The organism is Phaeobacter sp. HF9A (genome assembly GCF_011806385.1).
Lineage (GTDB): Bacteria > Pseudomonadota > Alphaproteobacteria > Rhodobacterales > Rhodobacteraceae > Epibacterium.
In genome coordinates, this window is sequence record NZ_JAATOX010000007.1 from 1 (window position 1) to 16,143 (window position 16,143).

The 16,143-nt window shown below is 60.0% G+C and carries 13 protein-coding genes and 1 pseudogene; 5 read left to right on the top strand and 9 right to left on the bottom strand.

From position 1 onward, the window contains the following. A pseudogene (locus HCZ87_RS02175) lies at positions 1-419 on the bottom strand (porphobilinogen synthase); the annotation flags it as partial. A gap of 178 nt (positions 420-597) precedes the next feature. On the opposite strand from HCZ87_RS02175, the gene HCZ87_RS02180 reads away from it, so the two are divergent. Next, entirely contained in the window at positions 598-1,122 is a 525-nt protein-coding gene (locus HCZ87_RS02180; RefSeq protein WP_167642133.1) for a component of SufBCD complex, read from the top strand. 29 nt (positions 1,123-1,151) lie between these two features. Beyond that, complete coding sequence (gene mfd / locus HCZ87_RS02185; RefSeq protein WP_167642134.1) at positions 1,152-4,610, top strand: transcription-repair coupling factor; 3,459 nt, start codon at positions 1,152-1,154, stop codon at positions 4,608-4,610. A gap of 63 nt (positions 4,611-4,673) precedes the next feature. Here mfd and HCZ87_RS02190 read toward each other — a convergent pair whose 3' ends face one another. The 3 genes from HCZ87_RS02190 to HCZ87_RS02200 all read right to left on the bottom strand — a co-directional run bounded on the left by HCZ87_RS02190 (position 4,674) and on the right by HCZ87_RS02200 (position 8,292). Further along, positions 4,674-5,897, bottom strand: a complete 1,224-nt coding sequence (locus HCZ87_RS02190; protein ID WP_167642135.1) for a multidrug effflux MFS transporter — start codon at positions 5,895-5,897, stop codon at positions 4,674-4,676. Positions 5,898-6,087: 190 nt separating this feature from the next. Beyond that, complete coding sequence (locus HCZ87_RS02195) at positions 6,088-6,777, bottom strand: DsbA family oxidoreductase (RefSeq protein WP_167642136.1); 690 nt, start codon at positions 6,775-6,777, stop codon at positions 6,088-6,090. A gap of 3 nt (positions 6,778-6,780) precedes the next feature. Further along, positions 6,781-8,292, bottom strand: a complete 1,512-nt coding sequence (locus HCZ87_RS02200; RefSeq protein WP_167642137.1) for a class I adenylate-forming enzyme family protein — start codon at positions 8,290-8,292, stop codon at positions 6,781-6,783. Between the two features lie 77 nt (positions 8,293-8,369). On the opposite strand from HCZ87_RS02200, the gene HCZ87_RS02205 reads away from it, so the two are divergent. Further along, the gene (locus tag HCZ87_RS02205; RefSeq protein WP_167642138.1) at positions 8,370-8,993 is read left to right on the top strand and encodes a helix-turn-helix domain-containing protein; all 624 of its coding nucleotides are present in this window, start codon (positions 8,370-8,372) and stop codon (positions 8,991-8,993) included. Positions 8,994-9,002: 9 nt separating this feature from the next. Here the strand turns inward: HCZ87_RS02205 and HCZ87_RS02210 are convergent, their stop codons facing one another. Then, positions 9,003-9,245 (bottom strand): hypothetical protein, encoded by a 243-nt coding sequence (locus HCZ87_RS02210; RefSeq protein ID WP_167642139.1) that lies wholly within the window; start codon positions 9,243-9,245, stop codon positions 9,003-9,005. 233 nt (positions 9,246-9,478) lie between these two features. Next, complete coding sequence (locus HCZ87_RS02215; protein WP_167642140.1) at positions 9,479-11,305, bottom strand: extracellular solute-binding protein; 1,827 nt, start codon at positions 11,303-11,305, stop codon at positions 9,479-9,481. A gap of 351 nt (positions 11,306-11,656) precedes the next feature. On the opposite strand from HCZ87_RS02215, the gene HCZ87_RS02220 reads away from it, so the two are divergent. Together HCZ87_RS02220 and HCZ87_RS02225 are read left to right on the top strand one after the other, a co-directional pair. Then, the gene (locus tag HCZ87_RS02220) at positions 11,657-12,430 is read left to right on the top strand and encodes a 3-hydroxybutyrate dehydrogenase (protein ID WP_167642141.1); all 774 of its coding nucleotides are present in this window, start codon (positions 11,657-11,659) and stop codon (positions 12,428-12,430) included. 64 nt (positions 12,431-12,494) lie between these two features. Next, positions 12,495-13,523: a patatin-like phospholipase family protein gene (locus HCZ87_RS02225; RefSeq protein WP_167642196.1), complete on the top strand. Its 1,029-nt coding sequence runs from the start codon at positions 12,495-12,497 to the stop codon at positions 13,521-13,523. A 24-nt stretch (positions 13,524-13,547) separates the two neighbouring features. Here the strand turns inward: HCZ87_RS02225 and HCZ87_RS02230 are convergent, their stop codons facing one another. From HCZ87_RS02230 to HCZ87_RS02240, 3 genes are all read right to left on the bottom strand, one after another. Further along, positions 13,548-14,240 carry a DUF502 domain-containing protein gene (locus HCZ87_RS02230; RefSeq protein ID WP_167642142.1) on the bottom strand — a complete coding sequence of 231 codons (693 nt, stop codon included), beginning with the start codon at positions 14,238-14,240 and terminating at the stop codon, positions 13,548-13,550. Positions 14,241-14,326: 86 nt separating this feature from the next. Continuing rightward, positions 14,327-15,235 carry a pseudouridine-5'-phosphate glycosidase gene (locus HCZ87_RS02235; RefSeq protein WP_167642143.1) on the bottom strand — a complete coding sequence of 303 codons (909 nt, stop codon included), beginning with the start codon at positions 15,233-15,235 and terminating at the stop codon, positions 14,327-14,329. Next, positions 15,232-16,140 carry a PfkB family carbohydrate kinase gene (locus HCZ87_RS02240; protein ID WP_167642144.1) on the bottom strand — a complete coding sequence of 303 codons (909 nt, stop codon included), beginning with the start codon at positions 16,138-16,140 and terminating at the stop codon, positions 15,232-15,234. The genes HCZ87_RS02235 and HCZ87_RS02240 overlap by 4 nt, the downstream gene beginning before the upstream one ends. Positions 16,141-16,143: the final 3 nt, after the last annotated feature.

Here is a 16,143-nt window from a genome sequence, read left to right on the forward strand (position 1 = left end):
ACAAAGCCATCGTGGCCATTGATATTGTAGGGATCGAGCGCCACATCGGTCATGATTGCGAGCTCGGGCACCGCTGCTTTGATGCCGCGAATGGCGCGATTGCAGAGGTTGTCAGGATTCCAGGCCTCGGCGCAGTCCTCGGTCTTGAGGGCGGGATCAGTATAGGGAAACAGGCAGATCGCGGGAATGCCGAGCGCATGCGCCTCGATCGCGGCCTCGATCACCTTGTCAACGGAACGCCGAACAACGCCGGGCATGGAGGGCACTGGCTCCTCGATGCCCTCGCCATCGCGCACAAAGACCGGCCAGATCAGATCGTTGACCGAAAGCTCATGTTCCCGGGTCAGGTTGCGCAGTGCGGCGTTGGCGCGCAGGCGACGGGGACGGGCGGCGGGAAACGGGGCAATGATTGGGGGCATCTCGATCTCTTGTGCTATTCCGGTGCCTATGGGTGGCATGGAAGTGCGGTGTTTCACAAGGGCCGTGCCTGTGGATTTCTGCCGCAGCAGCCCTTGTATCAGCGGGCGCAGAGTTGGATACAGGGCGACAAGCGGCCTGCTGCGCTGCGCCGGGATTAACTGTTGGAACGGACCTGAGTTGGATTTGCTAGACGTTATCATCGAAATGATCGACCTGCGGTCTTTTTCTAACCTGTGGTACTGGATCGGGCTTGCCGTGCTGTGGTCCACTGCAAGCCATCGGGTGCTTGGGGTGCCCTATGACATGGTGCCGCGCGCGGCACGGAGTGGCGGACAGGCGGCAGAGGATCTGCGGGACGCGGTTCGAATCAAGGTGAACCGGATCACCTATGTCTTTGATGCGATGGGCGGACTCATTGTTGCGTTCATGTTCTTCCTCAACACGGTCTTGCTGTTGCTCGGCTTTGTTTACGGCGTCGAGTTCGCGCAGGCGGTGGTGTTGATGTTGCTGCCCATGAATGTGGTTGGCCTCATCAATCTCCAGGCGGCGCGGGTGATCCGGGCAGTGCCGCATGATGATGCGGCGTTGCGCCAACGGCTGACGCGGCTGCGGCTCACTGTTCAGCTGATCGGTATCGTGTCGATATTTATCACCGGCATTTGGGGCACCTATCAGAATCTTGTCATCGGCGTGCTCAGGTAAGCCAGGGCGCAGCGCACAAGGGAAATACAATGACCCAACAATCCATTGTTATGGGGGGGGCCCCCGAAGGTTTTGATGCGCAGCTCGTTCTGCGTGAGGTCAGCCGCAGCGATGCGCCGGTGTTGCATATCGCCCGCGATGACAAGCGCATGGAGGCGATGCGGGCCGCCTTGCGTTTCTTTGCGCCGGAGATGCCGGTTGTGGTCTTTCCCGGCTGGGATTGTCTGCCCTATGATCGGGTGTCGCCGAATGCGGATATCTCTGCCGCGCGGATGGCGACGCTGGCGGCACTGGTGCATGGCATGCCCCGACAGTTTATCCTGTTGACCACACTGAATTCGGCCATGCAGCGCGTCCCGGCGCGCGAGGTCCTGAAGGAGGCGGCCTTCTCCGCCCGGGTCGGTTCCCGGATTAACGAAGATGGCTTGCGCAAGTTCCTGGTTCGTATGGGTTTTTCCCAAAGTCCCACGGTGATGGAGCCGGGCGACTACGCCATTCGGGGCGGCATCATTGATATCTTCCCGCCGGGCGAGAGCGGCCCGGTGCGCCTGGATCTGTTCGGCGATACGCTGGACGGCGCGCGCCGGTTTGATCCGGCCACCCAGCGTACCACGGAAAAACTGGAACTGGTCGAGCTGGCGCCGGTGTCGGAGGTGATCCTGGACGATGCCGCCATCACCCGTTTTCGGCAGAACTACCGGATCGAGTTCGGCGCTGCCGGCAATGATGATCCGCTCTACGAGGCGGTCAGCGCAGGTCGCAAACAGCAGGGGATGGAGCATTGGCTGCCCTTCTTCCACGAGCACCTGGAAACCCTGTTTGACTATCTGCCTGGCGCGACCATCACGCAGGATGATCAACTAACGCCCGCGCGCGACACGCGGTGGGAAAGCATCGTCGATCAATATGAAACCCGCAAAATCGCGATGGAGAGCAAGGGGCGGATGGACACGGTCTATAAACCGGCCCCGCCACAGCTGCTTTATCTCAACGATGCGGATTGGGAGGCGAAGGTCAGCCCACATCGCAGCGTGCAGTTCCACCCCTTGCCGCAGGCATCCGGCCCCGGCGTGGTGGATGCAGGCGGGCGCGTCGGGCGCAATTTCGCGCCTGAGCGGCAGCAGGAAAATATCAGCCTTTTTGGCGCCTTGGCGAGCCATGTTAAAGAGCGGTTACAGCAGGGTCCGGTGGTTGTCGCCTCCTATTCCGAGGGCGCGCGAGAGCGCCTGAGCGGTTTGATCGAGGATGAGGGCCTTGCGGAGGCGATCCCGATCAAAGATGGCAGGCGGATCGGAAAATCCGGTCTGCATCTGGCGGTCTGGGCGCTGGAGCACGGATTTGAAACGCCGGATATCACCGTGATCTCTGAACAGGATGTGCTTGGCGACCGGCTCATCCGCACTCCGAAAAAACGCAGAAAAGCCGAGAACTTCCTGACCGAAGCTCAAGCGCTGAGTCCGGGTGATCTGGTGGTGCATGTGGACCATGGCATTGGCCGCTACCAGGGGCTGGAGGTGGTCACGGCGGCCGGCGCGGCGCATGAATGCCTGCTGCTGGAATATGCCGAATCCTCCAAGCTCTATCTGCCGGTCGAGAATATCGAACTGCTGTCGAAATATGGCCATGACGAAGGGCTATTGGATCGGCTGGGCGGCGGTGCCTGGCAGGCGAAGAAAGCCCGCCTGAAAGAGCGTATTCGCGAAATGGCGGACAAGCTGATCCGCATCGCTGCCGAGCGCGCGTTGCGCAAGGCGCCGATGATCGACCCGCCGCCGCACGCCTGGGAGGAATTCTCGGCCCGTTTTCCCTATCAGGAGACGGACGATCAGCTCCGCGCCATCGAGGACGTGATGGCGGATCTGAATTCCGGCCAACCGATGGATCGGCTGATTTGCGGCGATGTTGGTTTTGGCAAGACCGAGGTTGCGATGCGGGCGGCTTTTGTTGCCGCGATGTCCGGTCTTCAGGTCGCGATTGTGGCGCCGACAACCTTGCTGGCACGTCAGCACGCAGCGGGTTTTAAAGAACGATTCCGTGGTTTTCCATTGGAAGTCAGGCAGTTGTCGCGTTTTGTTTCCACGAAGGAAGCCAGCGCAACCCGTGAAGGTCTGGCAAAGGGCACGGTGGATATTGTCGTCGGCACCCATGCGCTTCTGGCGAAAAACATCCGCTTTCAGAACCTTGGCCTGCTGATCATCGACGAGGAGCAACATTTCGGGGTCGGGCATAAAGAACGGCTAAAACAGCTCAGATCCGATATTCACGTGTTGACGCTGACCGCGACGCCGATCCCTCGGACACTTCAACTTAGCCTTACAGGTGTACGGGATCTTTCGATTATTGGCACGCCGCCGGTGGATCGTCTGGCGATCCGCACCTATGTGATGGAGTTCGACGCGGTGACCATTCGCGAGGCCTTGCTGCGCGAGCATTATCGCGGCGGGCAGAGCTTCTATGTGGTGCCTCGGATCTCGGATCTGCCTGAGATCGAGGCCTTCCTGAAGGAGCAGCTGCCCGAGCTCACCTATGTGGTGGCCAATGGGCAGATGGCGGCGGGCGAGCTTGATGACCGCATGAACGCCTTTTATGACGGCAAATACGATATCCTTCTGGCCACGACGATCGTTGAATCCGGGCTGGATATTCCGACCGCCAACACGATGGTGGTGCATCGCGCCGATATGTTCGGGTTGGCGCAGCTCTATCAAATCCGGGGGCGCGTGGGGCGATCCAAAACCCGTGCCTATGCCTATCTGACCAGCAAACCGCGCCAGCGCTTGACCGATACCGCGCAGAAGCGTCTGCGGGTTCTGGGCTCGCTTGATACGCTTGGCGCGGGCTTTACCCTGGCCTCGCAAGACCTTGATATCAGGGGCGCAGGCAATCTTCTGGGCGAAGAGCAATCCGGCCAGATGCGGGATGTGGGCTATGAGCTGTATCAATCCATGCTGGAAGAGGCGATCGCCAAAATCAAATCCGGCGAGGTCGAGGGGCTGGTCGAGGGCGACGATCAATGGGCACCGCAAATCAACCTTGGTGTTCCGGTTCTGATCCCGGAAACCTATGTGCCGGATCTTGATGTGCGCCTTGGCCTTTATCGCCGCCTGTCGTCCTTGTCGAGCAAGGTGGAGCTGGAGGGTTTTGCCGCCGAGATGATCGACCGATTTGGGAAATTACCAAAGGAGGTCAACACTTTGATGCTCGTTGTTCGGATCAAGGCGATGTGCAAGAAGGCGGGAATTGCCAAGCTGGATGGCGGCCCAAAGGGGGCGACGATCCAATTCCACAACGACAAATTCGCCTCGCCGCAGGGCCTGGTGGAGTTCATTCAGGCCCAGGACGGTTTGGCCAAGGTGAAGGACAACAAGATCGTCGTGCGCCGCGATTGGCGAAAAGACAGCGACAAGATCAAGGGCGCCTTTGCCATTGCGCGCGACCTGGCGGAAAAGGTTGTCGCGGAGAAAAAGAAAGCCACAAAGGCGAACTAACAAAAAGCCCCTCTTCGCGTTGATCCGAAGAGGGGCTTTTTTACAATCTGTTACGGGCTTGTCTTAAACAACCGCGACGGATTTCTCGACCCGCGTCATCCAGAGCATTGTCAGGAAAGACAGGACCGAGGTGCACAACACCCCGATGACCAGAGGCTGGATGGTGCCGTCAAAAAGCAACCCGACAGGGGCCGCAATAAGACCGGCGACAACAGTGGCGATCGCACCGATCACAGAGGCTGCCATGCCTGCGATATGGCCCATGGGCTCCATCGCGATGGCGTTCAAGTTTCCAAGCGTAAGGCCGGCCATGAAGAAGACGCTCGTTTGCCAGGCCACGAAAATGTAAAACCCAAGCGGATCAGAGAACTCGATCCCGGAGAGCAGAAACATTGTGGCGTTGCCGATGATGTGAAACCCGAGCGACCAGGTCACCATGCGGCGCATGCCCACGCGCACCACAAGGGAGGCGTTCAGAAAGCTGGCAGACCCCGCCATCAGCGCAACCACCATGAACCAGATCGGAAATGTCTCGGCGCGGTCATAGACGCTGTCATAGACCGGCTGCACCATCATGATGGTGATGAACAGCGTGGCGGTGCAAAAGATCTGCGCCAGAATGGACAGGCGCACGGTGGGATGGGCCACCATTTCACGCAGAGCGCTCAGCAAATTGGGAAGGCTGAACCGGCGGCGGTTCTCTTTCGGCAGCGGTTCTGGTAGGCGAATACCCACCCAAGCGGCTGATGCCAAAGAAAATATTGCGAATGCCGCAAAGATCCCGCGCCAGCTGGAGAGCGCGATGATACCGCTGCCCAGAAGCGGCGCGAAGGCGGGCACCAGGATAAAGACCATCATCACCAGCGACATGATACGCGCCATGTTGCGCCCGACGTAGAGGTCGCGGACGATAGCGATCGCCATGACGCGCGGCGCGGCGGCACCCAGCCCCATCAAGACCCTTGAGATCAGGATCGTATCCAGCGAGGGCGCAAAGAAACAGGCGAGCGCGCCAAGACAATAAAGGCCGACGCCAGCGTAAATCACCGGTTTGCGCCCAAAGGCATCAGACAGCGGGCCGGTGAAAAACGTACCGACGCCCATCCCGATGACAAAGGACGGGATCAGGAGCTGTGCCCGGTTGATATTGTCGGGACTCAGCGTCGCGCTGATCTCAGGCAGCGCGGGAAGCATTGCGTCGATCGAAAAGGCGACCGTGGCAATCATCATCGCAATGAGGGCGATAAATTCGCTCTGCGAGAGAGCGGCTTTTCGATTTTCAATCATAATAATACCTTTCCCGGCGACATGAACGGGAACGCACATCGTTCCAGGTTCCGACGCTGGCGTGACAGGCGCTAACACGGATCGGAGGCCGGGAAAAGTGCTTCAGGTGTTAAGGATGCGCACATTTAACTGTGCAAATTTACCAGAACCCGACGCAGCCCCTTTTGACAGCTTCGCTTCGACGTCTAACCTATTGTGATGCATCGCTGTTTATCTGCTCCGATTGAGCAGAGAGCTGGCTGCGGATATCGGCAATGACTTGCTTCCACAACTCGGGCGGCTGCGCTCCGGGGACCACATGCTGGTTGGCGATGATGAAGGTCGGCACTGAATTTACGCCCATCTCACGAGAATGCGCATCGCGGGCCTTGATCTCCTCAGCGTCGCTCTCGCCTGCGAGCAGCTTTTCGACAACCGCACGATCCATGCCGACCTGTTCCGCCAGATCCGCCAGAACGGTGACATCGCTGATATCCTTGCCCGCCACGAAATTGGCATGAAACAGCGCATCAACCATGGCGGTTTGCCTGGATTCCAACCCGGCCCAATGGATCAGCCGATGCGCGTTCAACGTATTTGGCGTGCGTGTGATGGCCTCAAAATTGAAACTCACCCCGGCGGCTCTGGCATGTTCTTCTAGTTGAAGATGCAGCTTTACCGCGTTCTCTTGACTGCCAAATTTGTTCAAGAGGTAGGTGCTGCGATCCATGCCCTCGGCGGGCATATCCGGGTTGAGCTGAAACGGATGCCATTCAATGGCAAAGGGCGCGTCGGGTTCATCCGCGAGCGCCTGATCCAGCAGCGCCTTGCCGATATAGCACCAGGGGCAAATCGGATCAGAGAGGATATCGAGCTTCACAAGCGGAAGGGGGTCAGACATGGATCATTCCTTGAAGAGATCGGGCAGCGCGCGGCGCAGGAGCTTTCCGTTGGGGTTGCTCGGCATGTGCGCCAGCCGCATGTAGGCTTTGGGGCGTTTATAATCGGCCAGCTCGGCCTCTGCAAAGGCCCGCAGGCGGGTTTCGGTCACATCTTCTCGACCGGTATAAAAGCCGACGATGATATGGACATCTGGTTTCACCTCCACCTCTGCGACGGCGAATTCCGTTATTCCGTCACAGGTTGCAAAGGCTTTTTCAACCTCCAACGGAGACAGCCGAAAGCCGCCCGCATTCATCATGTCGTCATCGCGCCCACAATAGCGGATCTGGCCGCTTTCCGACATGACGCCACGATCTCCGGTCACGAACCAGGCGCCCTGAAAGCGCGCATGGGTGGCCTCTGGGGCGCCGTGGTAGCCGAGCATCAGACCGGGGTCCTCGCGGTGGATGGCGATGACGCCCTCCTGGCCGATCTCGACCGGGCCGTCCTCGGCGAGGATCGCGAGCTTGCGCCCGCGCTGGGGCGTGCCCAAGGCGACGCCATCGGCAGGTCGATGCGGCGCGGAGGAGATAAAGGTCGAGCATTCCGACATGCCAAAGGCCTCGTAGATCTCTGTCCCGATACGCTGACGCCAGAGGTCGCGGATCTCGCCAGAGAGCTTCTCTCCGGCGGCGAGCCCATGGCGAAGATGGGGCAGATCTGGCAGCTGCTCTGACTTGAGGATCTTTCTGTAAACGCCTGGCACAGCAGCAAAGAGCGTGGCGCTGCTTTGCTTCAGGATCTGCGGGATATCCGCGATGTCGCGATCCTGGGCGGGAATGATGGCGGTGGCCCCAACCGTCAGAGGATCAAGTATCCCGGTGCCGAGGGTGAAGGTCCAGTTGAAGGCGCCAGCGTGCAGGAGGCGATCATCGGGGTGCAGATCATACCAGTCGCGGATCATCATCTGCCGGGCCCAGATAGCGCGATGGGCATGAGCCACTGCGCGCGGGCTGCCGCCTGTTCCCGAGGTATAAATGAGATAGGCCATCCGGTCAGGCGCGCCCATGTCATAGGGCGCGGGCGGCAGGTGCCACATTGCCCGGAGCTGATCAATCTCCAGGCTGCGCGGATGGGGAACATGTGCGATCCGGGGATCGAGCAGCATGCCGGCGGGCGAGAGCTCGGCCATGATGCGCGCGACCTCGGGTTCGGTCAGCTGCGCCGCAGTTGGAACCGGGACAAGGCCCGCAGCGATTGCGCCCAGGAAACAGAGCGGGAAGTCGATGGTATTTCCCAGTCGCATCAACAGGATGTCGCCTGGAGTGAAGCCTTTCTCGCGCAATCCGGTCGCGATCCCCAGCGCTGCATTCTGAATCTGTCGATAGGTCCAGACCTCATCTTCCTGATGCGCGGATGCGATGACAATCGCCGGATGGTCGGCTCGCGCGTCAGCTCGCCCCAGCACATGCGCGGCGAGGTTGAACGGGGTCGGGCAGGCGGCCGGGCGGCCCTGGTCAAAGATCGACAGCATATGCCAGCCCTAAACCGCCCGGTGGAATTGGGCAAGTCGACGTTGCCAGAACGATGCTGCGCAATTATAGGATTTGCATGATAGAGCGTGATCCCAAGAATCTGATTTCCATTGCCCATGCCAACGGCGAGGAGAGCGAGCCAGAGCCTCTCGATCTGGGGGCACGGGTGCGGGAGCTGCGCAAGCAGCGGGACTGGACGCTGGAATATGCGGCCAATCAGGCCGGGCTGGCGCGCTCAACCCTGTCAAAGATCGAAAATGGCCAGATGTCGCCGACCTATGAGGCGCTGAAGAAGCTGGCCGTGGGGTTGCAGATCTCTGTGCCGCAATTGTTCACGCCGCCGCAGCGCGATCAGGTCAATGGCCGGATGACGGTGACCAAGCTCGGTGAGGGGTCTGCCCATGCGACGGCCACCTATGAACACGAGCTGCTGGCCGATGGGCTCACTCGCAAGAACATGCTGCCCTATCGTGCGCAGGTGCGCGCACGCAAGCTGGATGAGTTTGACGGCTGGGTGCGCCATGATGGCGAAGAGTTTCTCTATGTGCTGACCGGGGTGGTGAAGCTCTATACCGAGTTCTACGAACCCATTGAGATGCGACGTGGAGACAGCGCCTATTATGACGGTGCCATGGGGCATAATGTGATCTCAATCAGCCCGGAAGATGCGACCATCCTTTGGGTTACCTCGCTGGTGTAATCCCCGCGATCAGGTGAGCGCAGCATGGTCCTTGGAGGTCGTCAGCTCCGCGCGCAGGCTTTCCAGATACAAAAAATCCCGCATCTCTTCGCGGGCTTCGGTCAGGGATATGCCTTGCGCAGAGGCCACCCGAGCGATGAGGGCATCACCCTGTTTGATGGAGCATAGCGCATTATCCACCACCAGCTTTGGGAAACGCTGCTGAAGACGCGGCAGGCTTCGCGTCAGATCAAACTCAGTCCAGTCTGTCATCGGGTCCTCCCCACGCGTGGATCCGGATATATTCAGAACGTCTGACAGCCATCATAGCAAGAAATGAAAAGCCTGTCAGGGATTGATGACAGTTTTACAACAAAGAGCGGTCCTTTGCCGATGCATCGCCGCCTGTGAGGTAAGCAGGAAACAAAACAGGACGGGCAATATCTGCCGGCCCTGTATGTTTTTCAGCCACTTGGCGCTGGTTGCGCAGGCGCGATCGGCGAGAGTTAGTCTTCCGCCTCCCACCAGACTTCAGGCATGTAATAATAGCCGTCGCCGTAGATCGGGATGCGCAGCGGAAAGCGCATATCCGCGTCATGGGCGATGCGGCTCTTGGTATATTGCCAGATGGGAATCACATACCGCCCGGCGGTCAGGATCCGGTCCAGCGCGCGGGTGGCGGCGATGAACTCATCCGAGGAGTCGGTGGTCAGCATGTGCTGGATCATCGCCTCGGCGGCGGGGCTTCTCATCCCCATCAGGTTGCGCGACCCCGGCGCATCGGCGCCTTCGCTGCCCCAATAGAGCATTTGCTCGTTGCCCGGGCTCAGCGACAATGCGCGGCGGAAGAAGGTCAGGTCAAAGTCATAGTCGTTTTGCCGCTCGACATATTGGGCGCTGTCCACCAGGTCGGTGGTGAGGGTAATGCCCAGACGTTCCAATGCGGTTGCATAGATATCGACCGCCTTTTGCATCTCCTCCTCTCCCAGGTTGCCATGTTGCAGCAGAACCTTGAGCACCAGCGCCTCGCCATCGGCGTTTTTCAGAACGCCGTCCTGAATGGTCCAGCCGGCCTCTTGCAGCAGTTTGCGAGCCTCGCGCAGGTTGGCGCGATTGCGCTCGCTGCCATCGCTGACGGGCAGGGCATAGCCATCAATGGTGCCCGGCGGGACCGTGTCGGCGAAGGGGGCGAGCAGCTCCGCCACCCGCCCGGATGCCGGACCGTCCTGCATGGAAAGATAGGAATTGGAGAAATAAGAGGTAATACGCGGCAGGCGCCCGCCAGTCAGCGTGTCATTGATAAATTCAAAGTTGAAAGCATCAATCAACGCCTGGCGCACCCGCCAGTCATCCAGAGGTGCACGACGGGTGTTCATCACCAGCCCGGTCATGCCAGAGGGTTTCTGATTTGGAATTTCGGTCTTGATCACCGCGCCATCTTGCACGCGTGCAAAGTCGTAATCGGTATCCCACTTGGCAGCGTTGAATTCCCGCACGGCGGATAGGGCGCCGACCTTGAAGGCTTCGAACAGCACAGTCTGATCCCCAAAGAACTCCAGCTTGATGGTGTCAAAATTGTTGGTGCCCCGGCGCAGTGGCAAATTCGCCCCCCAATACTCGGGGTTGCGGGCGAAGGTGACAGAGCGGCCGAGTTCGAAATCCTTCACCACATAGGGGGCGCTGCCGATCGGCACCATATCGGGCGGCGCATCGGCGAAGGATATGCCGTCCCATTGTTGTTTCTTCAGGATCGGACGCAGCCCGGCGATCAGCGCAAGTTCGCGGTCTTCGGTATTGAAGGTGAGGCGCAGGCTGCGGGGGCCGGTCTGTTCTATACTGTCGATCTTGGCCCAAAACCCGCGATACCGCAGGTTGCCCTCGGTGCCGAGGGTCTCGTAAGACCAGATGACATCCTCGACGGTGACAGGGCTGCCATCGGAAAACCGGGCCTCCTCGCGCAGGGTGAATTCCACCCAGGAGCGATCTGGCGGGGTCTCAACCGATTCGGCCAGCAGACCATAGAGCGAGAACGGCTCGTCATAAGACCGGCCCATCAGGCTCTCATAGCCCCAGAAGCGCATTTGCCAGGGCGGGTTGCCTTTCGAGGTAAAGGGATTGAGCGAGTCAAAACTGCCAAGATTGCCAAACACAACCTCGCCGCCCTTGGGCGCGTCCGGGTTTACATAGGGCAGCGCGGTGAAGCCCGCAGGCAGGGCCGGTTTGCCATACATTGCAATGCCATGGGCTGATTCTGCCGAAGCGATACAGGCGCTGGCCAAGAGGGCGATTCCACTGGCGGCGGCCCGAAGGCGAGAGAAAAATATTGGTCTCATTTGGTGAACAATCCTGCGCTGCCCTTATTTTCATAAGTCATGACGTATTGCAGGGGGCAAAGGCAATTCAAACTTTTAGCTTGGACCAAGGCCGGAAATTGCTTATAACGGAGTCACTGCTCGATAGGTTTCTTGCCTGTATGAAACCTGCCTCAATAACTGAACGCTGGCCTTGTGCCAGCGTTTTTTTTCGCCCTTATGACAGTGCGATCAGTGATCGGCCAGTTTCAGCCGGGCGAACGCCGTCCTGAACTGCGCAGCGGATCTTTCCCATCAATTGGACGTTTATTTCGCATGTGCAGCATGTAAAGCTGCGCAGAGAAGCGATCCGATATTTCGAGGGGAAAGATCATGTCTGTTACAGGTAAAACCGCTGTCATCACCGGCTCCAATTCCGGCATTGGCCTGGGCATCGCCCGGGAGCTGGCGCGCGCCGGTGTCAATGTGGTTCTGAACTCCTTTACTGACCGTGAGGAAGATCACGCGCTGGCGGCAGGGATTGCCGAGGAATTCGGCGTTGAGGCGCGCTACATTCAGGCCGATATGTCAAAGGGCGAGGAATGCCGCGCCCTGATTGAGAAGGCCGGGACCTGCGATATCCTGGTGAATAACGCCGGCATTCAGCATGTGGCGCCGATTGACGAATTTCCCGAGGACAAATGGAATGCGATCATCGCGATCAACCTGTCCTCGGCTTTCCATACAACGGCGGCGGCGCTGCCCAAGATGCGTGCGGCTGGCTGGGGCAGGGTGGTGAATATCGCCTCGGCGCATGGGCTGACGGCCTCGCCCTATAAATCCGCCTATGTTGCGGCCAAACATGGCATCGTCGGCATGACCAAAACCGTCGCGCTGGAAACCGCCGAGGAGCCGATCACCTGTAATGCGATCTGCCCCGGCTATGTTCTGACACCGCTGGTCGAGGCCCAAATCCCCGATACCATGGAGAAATATAACATGGGGCGCGAAGAGGTGATCAAGAAAGTGATGCTGGAGCGCCAGCCCTCGCGCGAGTTCGCAACCGTTGAACAGCTTGGCGGCACGGTGAATTTCCTCTGCTCGGACGCCGCGCAGCAGATCACCGGAACAACCATCAGCGTGGATGGTGGCTGGACCGCACTCTGATCCGTTATTGCATCGCGGTCATCCGGTGAGGGTGATCGCGAGACCGTCAAAAGGGCACAAGATGATGGTAAAACGTATCAATCTGGCGCTTCAGGGGGGCGGCGCTCATGGGGCCTTTACCTGGGGTGTATTGGATCGCCTGCTGGAAGAGCAGCGGCTGGAGATCGCCGCGATCACCGGTACCTCCGCCGGGGCGCTGAATGGCGCGGCGTTCAAGGCCGGGATGGTGCGGGATGGGCGCGCAGGCGCAAAGGCGGCGCTGGATCAGCTCTGGGCGCGGATGGGCGCGGTTGGGGATCTGCGCATGGCAAGCTGGATGGCTGGGCTCGACGCGGCGCCGCTGTTGAATACGCTCAAACTCGCAGCGCCTTTTTCCCCGCTGGAAGCCCTCAACCAGGCAATCTCGCCCTATTCCTATGGTCCCTTTTACCGAAACCCATTGCGCCCGGTGGTGGAGGAGTTTGACTTTGATGCGGTTTGCGCGAATGGCGGTCCTGACCTCTATATTTGTGCAACCTCTGTGCAAACGGGCAAAGTGAGGGTGTTTTCAGGACCAGACGTTTCGACTGACGCGATTTTGGCCTCGGCCTGTTTGCCGGATCTGTTCCAGGCGATCGAGATCGAAAATCCGCAGACTGGCAGCACCGAGGCCTACTGGGACGGCGGCTATACCGGCAACCCGGCGCTGTTTCCCTTGTTCCGCGATGATCTGCCGGATGATGTGGTGGTGGTGAATATCAACCCGCTGGTGCGCGATGAGGTGCCCAAGACCGCACATGATATCCAGAACCGGGTGAATGAAATCAGTTTCAACTCGTCCTTGCTGCGCGAGCTGCGGGCGATTTCATTTGTGCAGCGGCTGCTGGCGGATGGCACGATGGAACAGGGCCGGATGAAACGGGTGCTCGTGCATATGGTCGCCGATGACGCCTTGATGACCCAGCTGTCGGCGACCACAAAGATGATCCCGATTCCGCAGATCCTCTATACGCTGAAGGAGGCCGGACGACGTGCTGCCGAGGGCTTCCTCGGCCAGCATTTTGATAGCATCAATGTTCGGCAAACCGTTGATTTGGAAGAGATGTTTGGCTGAGGCAGGCAGCGCCTCAGGCTCGGCTCAATCCTGCTCGACCGCCTCTGCCACGTCGATTGGCGTCTTGCCGTTGGGGTAGACCAGACCGGCGGAGATCACCAGCTTGGCGGCATCCTCGACGCTCATGTCGAGCTCGACCACGTCTTCTTCGGGAAAGTAGAGAAGGAAGCCCGAGGTCGGGTTTGGCGTGGTCGGTACAAAGACGCTGATCAGCTTGCCACTGGTTTCGGCGCGATTGAGAATTTCGCCCTTTGCCACGGTCGAGATAAAACCGATCGCCCAGATGCCACGACGGGGATATTGCACCAGACAGGCGGTTTCAAAACTGCGCTCCGATTGCGCAAAGACCGTTTCAGAGATCTGTTTGATCCCGGAATAGATCGAGCGCACAACCGGCATGCGGTTCACCAGGTTCTCGCCATAGCCAATGAGCGAGCGCCCGATAATCCCCTTAGCGACCCAGCCCACCACGATGGTGAACAGCAGAAAGATGATCAGCCCGACGCCACGCAGGTTGATGCCGATATATTGCTCCGGCTGGAATGTGCTGGGCACCAGCGGCAGCACAACGCCATCGACCCAGCCCATGACCGACCACAGCAGCCAGATCGTCAGCCCCACCGGTGCAATGACGACGATGCCGGTCAGAAACGAGGACCGCAACCGGCCAAAAAGGCCGGGGCGGCGTGGAAGAGGATCGTCGAAGGGTGTGTTCATATTCGGCAGTCTGATTGGGTTGCTTGCAAGTTAGGTGCTGCACCGCCCCGCCACAATGGCTTTGCGCGCAGCACCCGGAGAATATTTTACAGCGCGGTCAATTCTTTGGCGATCTCAGCCGCCAGCCGCGCGTTATTGCGCACCAATGCGATATTTGCCACCAGCGAGCGCCCCTCGGTGAGCTCAAAAATCCGTTGCAGCAGGAAGGGGGTGACCTCTTTGCCTGCGACGCCTTGTGCATCCGCCTCGCTTTGCGCTTGTGCAATGATTGGGGCGAGATCTTCGGCTGGGATTTGTTCTTCTGCCGGGATCGGATTTGCCACCAACTGGCCACCGGGCAGGCCCATCGCAGCGCGCAGCACATGCGCCCGGGCGATCTGGGCCGCACTGTCCATGCGCAGGGGTGCGGCCAGATCAGAGGTTGCCGACCAGAAAGCGGGAAAGCTGTCCTGACCATAGGCGATCACCGGAACCCCTTGGGTTTCCAGAACTTCCAGCGTTTTGGGAACGTCCAGAATGGCCTTGGCGCCCGCGGCAACCACGGTCACCGGAGTCTGGGCCAGCTCCATCAGGTCGGCGGAGATATCAAAGCTCTGTTCAGCCCCTTTGTGCACGCCGCCGATGCCGCCGGTGGCAAAGACGGAGATGCCCGCAAGCCGCGCGGCGATCATCGTGGCCGCAACCGTGGTGGCACCGGTGCCGCCAGTTGCCAGCGAAGCGGCAAAATCCGCGCGCGACAGTTTGGCCACGCCCTCGGCCTGACCGAGCGATTGCAGAGTGTCCGCCTCCAGGCCGACATGCAGCACGCCCTTGATCACCGCCATGGTGGCAGGCACGGCGCCGGCGGCACGGATGTCATCCTCGACCTGGGCAGCCACTTCGACGTTTTGCGGGTAGGGCATGCCATGGGTGATGATGGTGCTTTCCAGTGCGACAATCGGCAGGCCCTTGGCACGGGCGGTTTCGACTTCGGCGGAATAGGTAATGTCGATCACAGGGGTGGTTCTCCAGATACGTAGGTTGCGGCCGCGCGCAGGGCGGAGGCGAGGGCGCTATCGCGCGTCTCGCCACGGGCCTCTGCGGCGATATGGGCCGCCATGAATGTGTCGCCTGCACCGGTGACGCGGGCCACGGTGACCCGGGGCGGCACCTGGGTGCGGCTGTCTTGCGCGTCGGCTTCGGTGGCGGATTTGCCGCCGTCGGTGACCAGCACCCGCGCCGCACCGCGCGACAGCAACGCTTGGGCCGCGACTGCGCTGTCGGTGAAGCTGTCCTGACAGAGCAGACCTGCCTCTTCGAGGTTCACATAGAGCGTGCCTCTGGCGTGGTTCAGGAAGGGGCGAAGCCGCTCCGCCTTGCCCGGCGAGGCCGGTGCAACGCGCAGGTCCGCTCCATCAAAGGCAGGGTGGACCGCAATCTCATCCAGCAGCGCCAGCTTGAGATTGCCATCCAGGGCGATGGGGCCGACAAAGGGCGCCGCGCTGGTGCCCAAGGGGCCATCAATCAGCGGGCGCAGGATCTTGTCTCCGGCGGCTTCCAGCGAATGGGCGTCGGCAATCGCCGCAATCAACCCATTGGCGCCCTCAACCGCCATGTACCGATCCGTAGGCAGATCCTCGGAACGGTAGAGATAATCGGTGATCAGCCCGAGATGGCCACAGGCGGTCACCAGTTCATCACCCTCCGGGTCGCGGCCAATGGCGCTGAGCACGGCGGGCCTCATGCCAAAACGCGCCAGCGTCATGGCGATGTTCATGGCGACGCCGCCGGGCAGGCGGGTGATCCGCCCCGGCATATCAGAGCCACGCTGCATCTCGGAGGTGCTGCGCCCGATAATGTCCCAAAGGACAGAACCGACGCAGAGAATATCAGGGGGGGAAGCTTCAGCGGTATCAGTCATGCT

Bases quoted from the DNA above. Each gene is read 5' to 3' on its own strand.
- HCZ87_RS02215 (WP_167642140.1), bottom strand. From the start codon at position 11,305: ATGAGACCAATATTTTTCTCTCGCCTTCGGGCCGCCGCCAGTGGAATC.
- HCZ87_RS02210 (WP_167642139.1), bottom strand. From the start codon at position 9,245: ATGACAGACTGGACTGAGTTTGATCTGACGCGAAGCCTGCCGCGTCTT.
- HCZ87_RS02230 (WP_167642142.1), bottom strand. From the start codon at position 14,240: ATGAACACACCCTTCGACGATCCTCTTCCACGCCGCCCCGGCCTTTTT.
- HCZ87_RS02205 (WP_167642138.1), top strand. From the start codon at position 8,370: ATGATAGAGCGTGATCCCAAGAATCTGATTTCCATTGCCCATGCCAAC.
- HCZ87_RS02240 (WP_167642144.1), bottom strand. From the start codon at position 16,140: ATGACTGATACCGCTGAAGCTTCCCCCCCTGATATTCTCTGCGTCGGT.
- mfd (WP_167642134.1), top strand. From the start codon at position 1,152: ATGACCCAACAATCCATTGTTATGGGGGGGGCCCCCGAAGGTTTTGAT.
- HCZ87_RS02190 (WP_167642135.1), bottom strand. From the start codon at position 5,897: ATGATTGAAAATCGAAAAGCCGCTCTCTCGCAGAGCGAATTTATCGCC.
- HCZ87_RS02200 (WP_167642137.1), bottom strand. From the start codon at position 8,292: ATGCTGTCGATCTTTGACCAGGGCCGCCCGGCCGCCTGCCCGACCCCG.
- HCZ87_RS02195 (WP_167642136.1), bottom strand. From the start codon at position 6,777: ATGTCTGACCCCCTTCCGCTTGTGAAGCTCGATATCCTCTCTGATCCG.
- HCZ87_RS02225 (WP_167642196.1), top strand. From the start codon at position 12,495: ATGGTAAAACGTATCAATCTGGCGCTTCAGGGGGGCGGCGCTCATGGG.
- HCZ87_RS02220 (WP_167642141.1), top strand. From the start codon at position 11,657: ATGTCTGTTACAGGTAAAACCGCTGTCATCACCGGCTCCAATTCCGGC.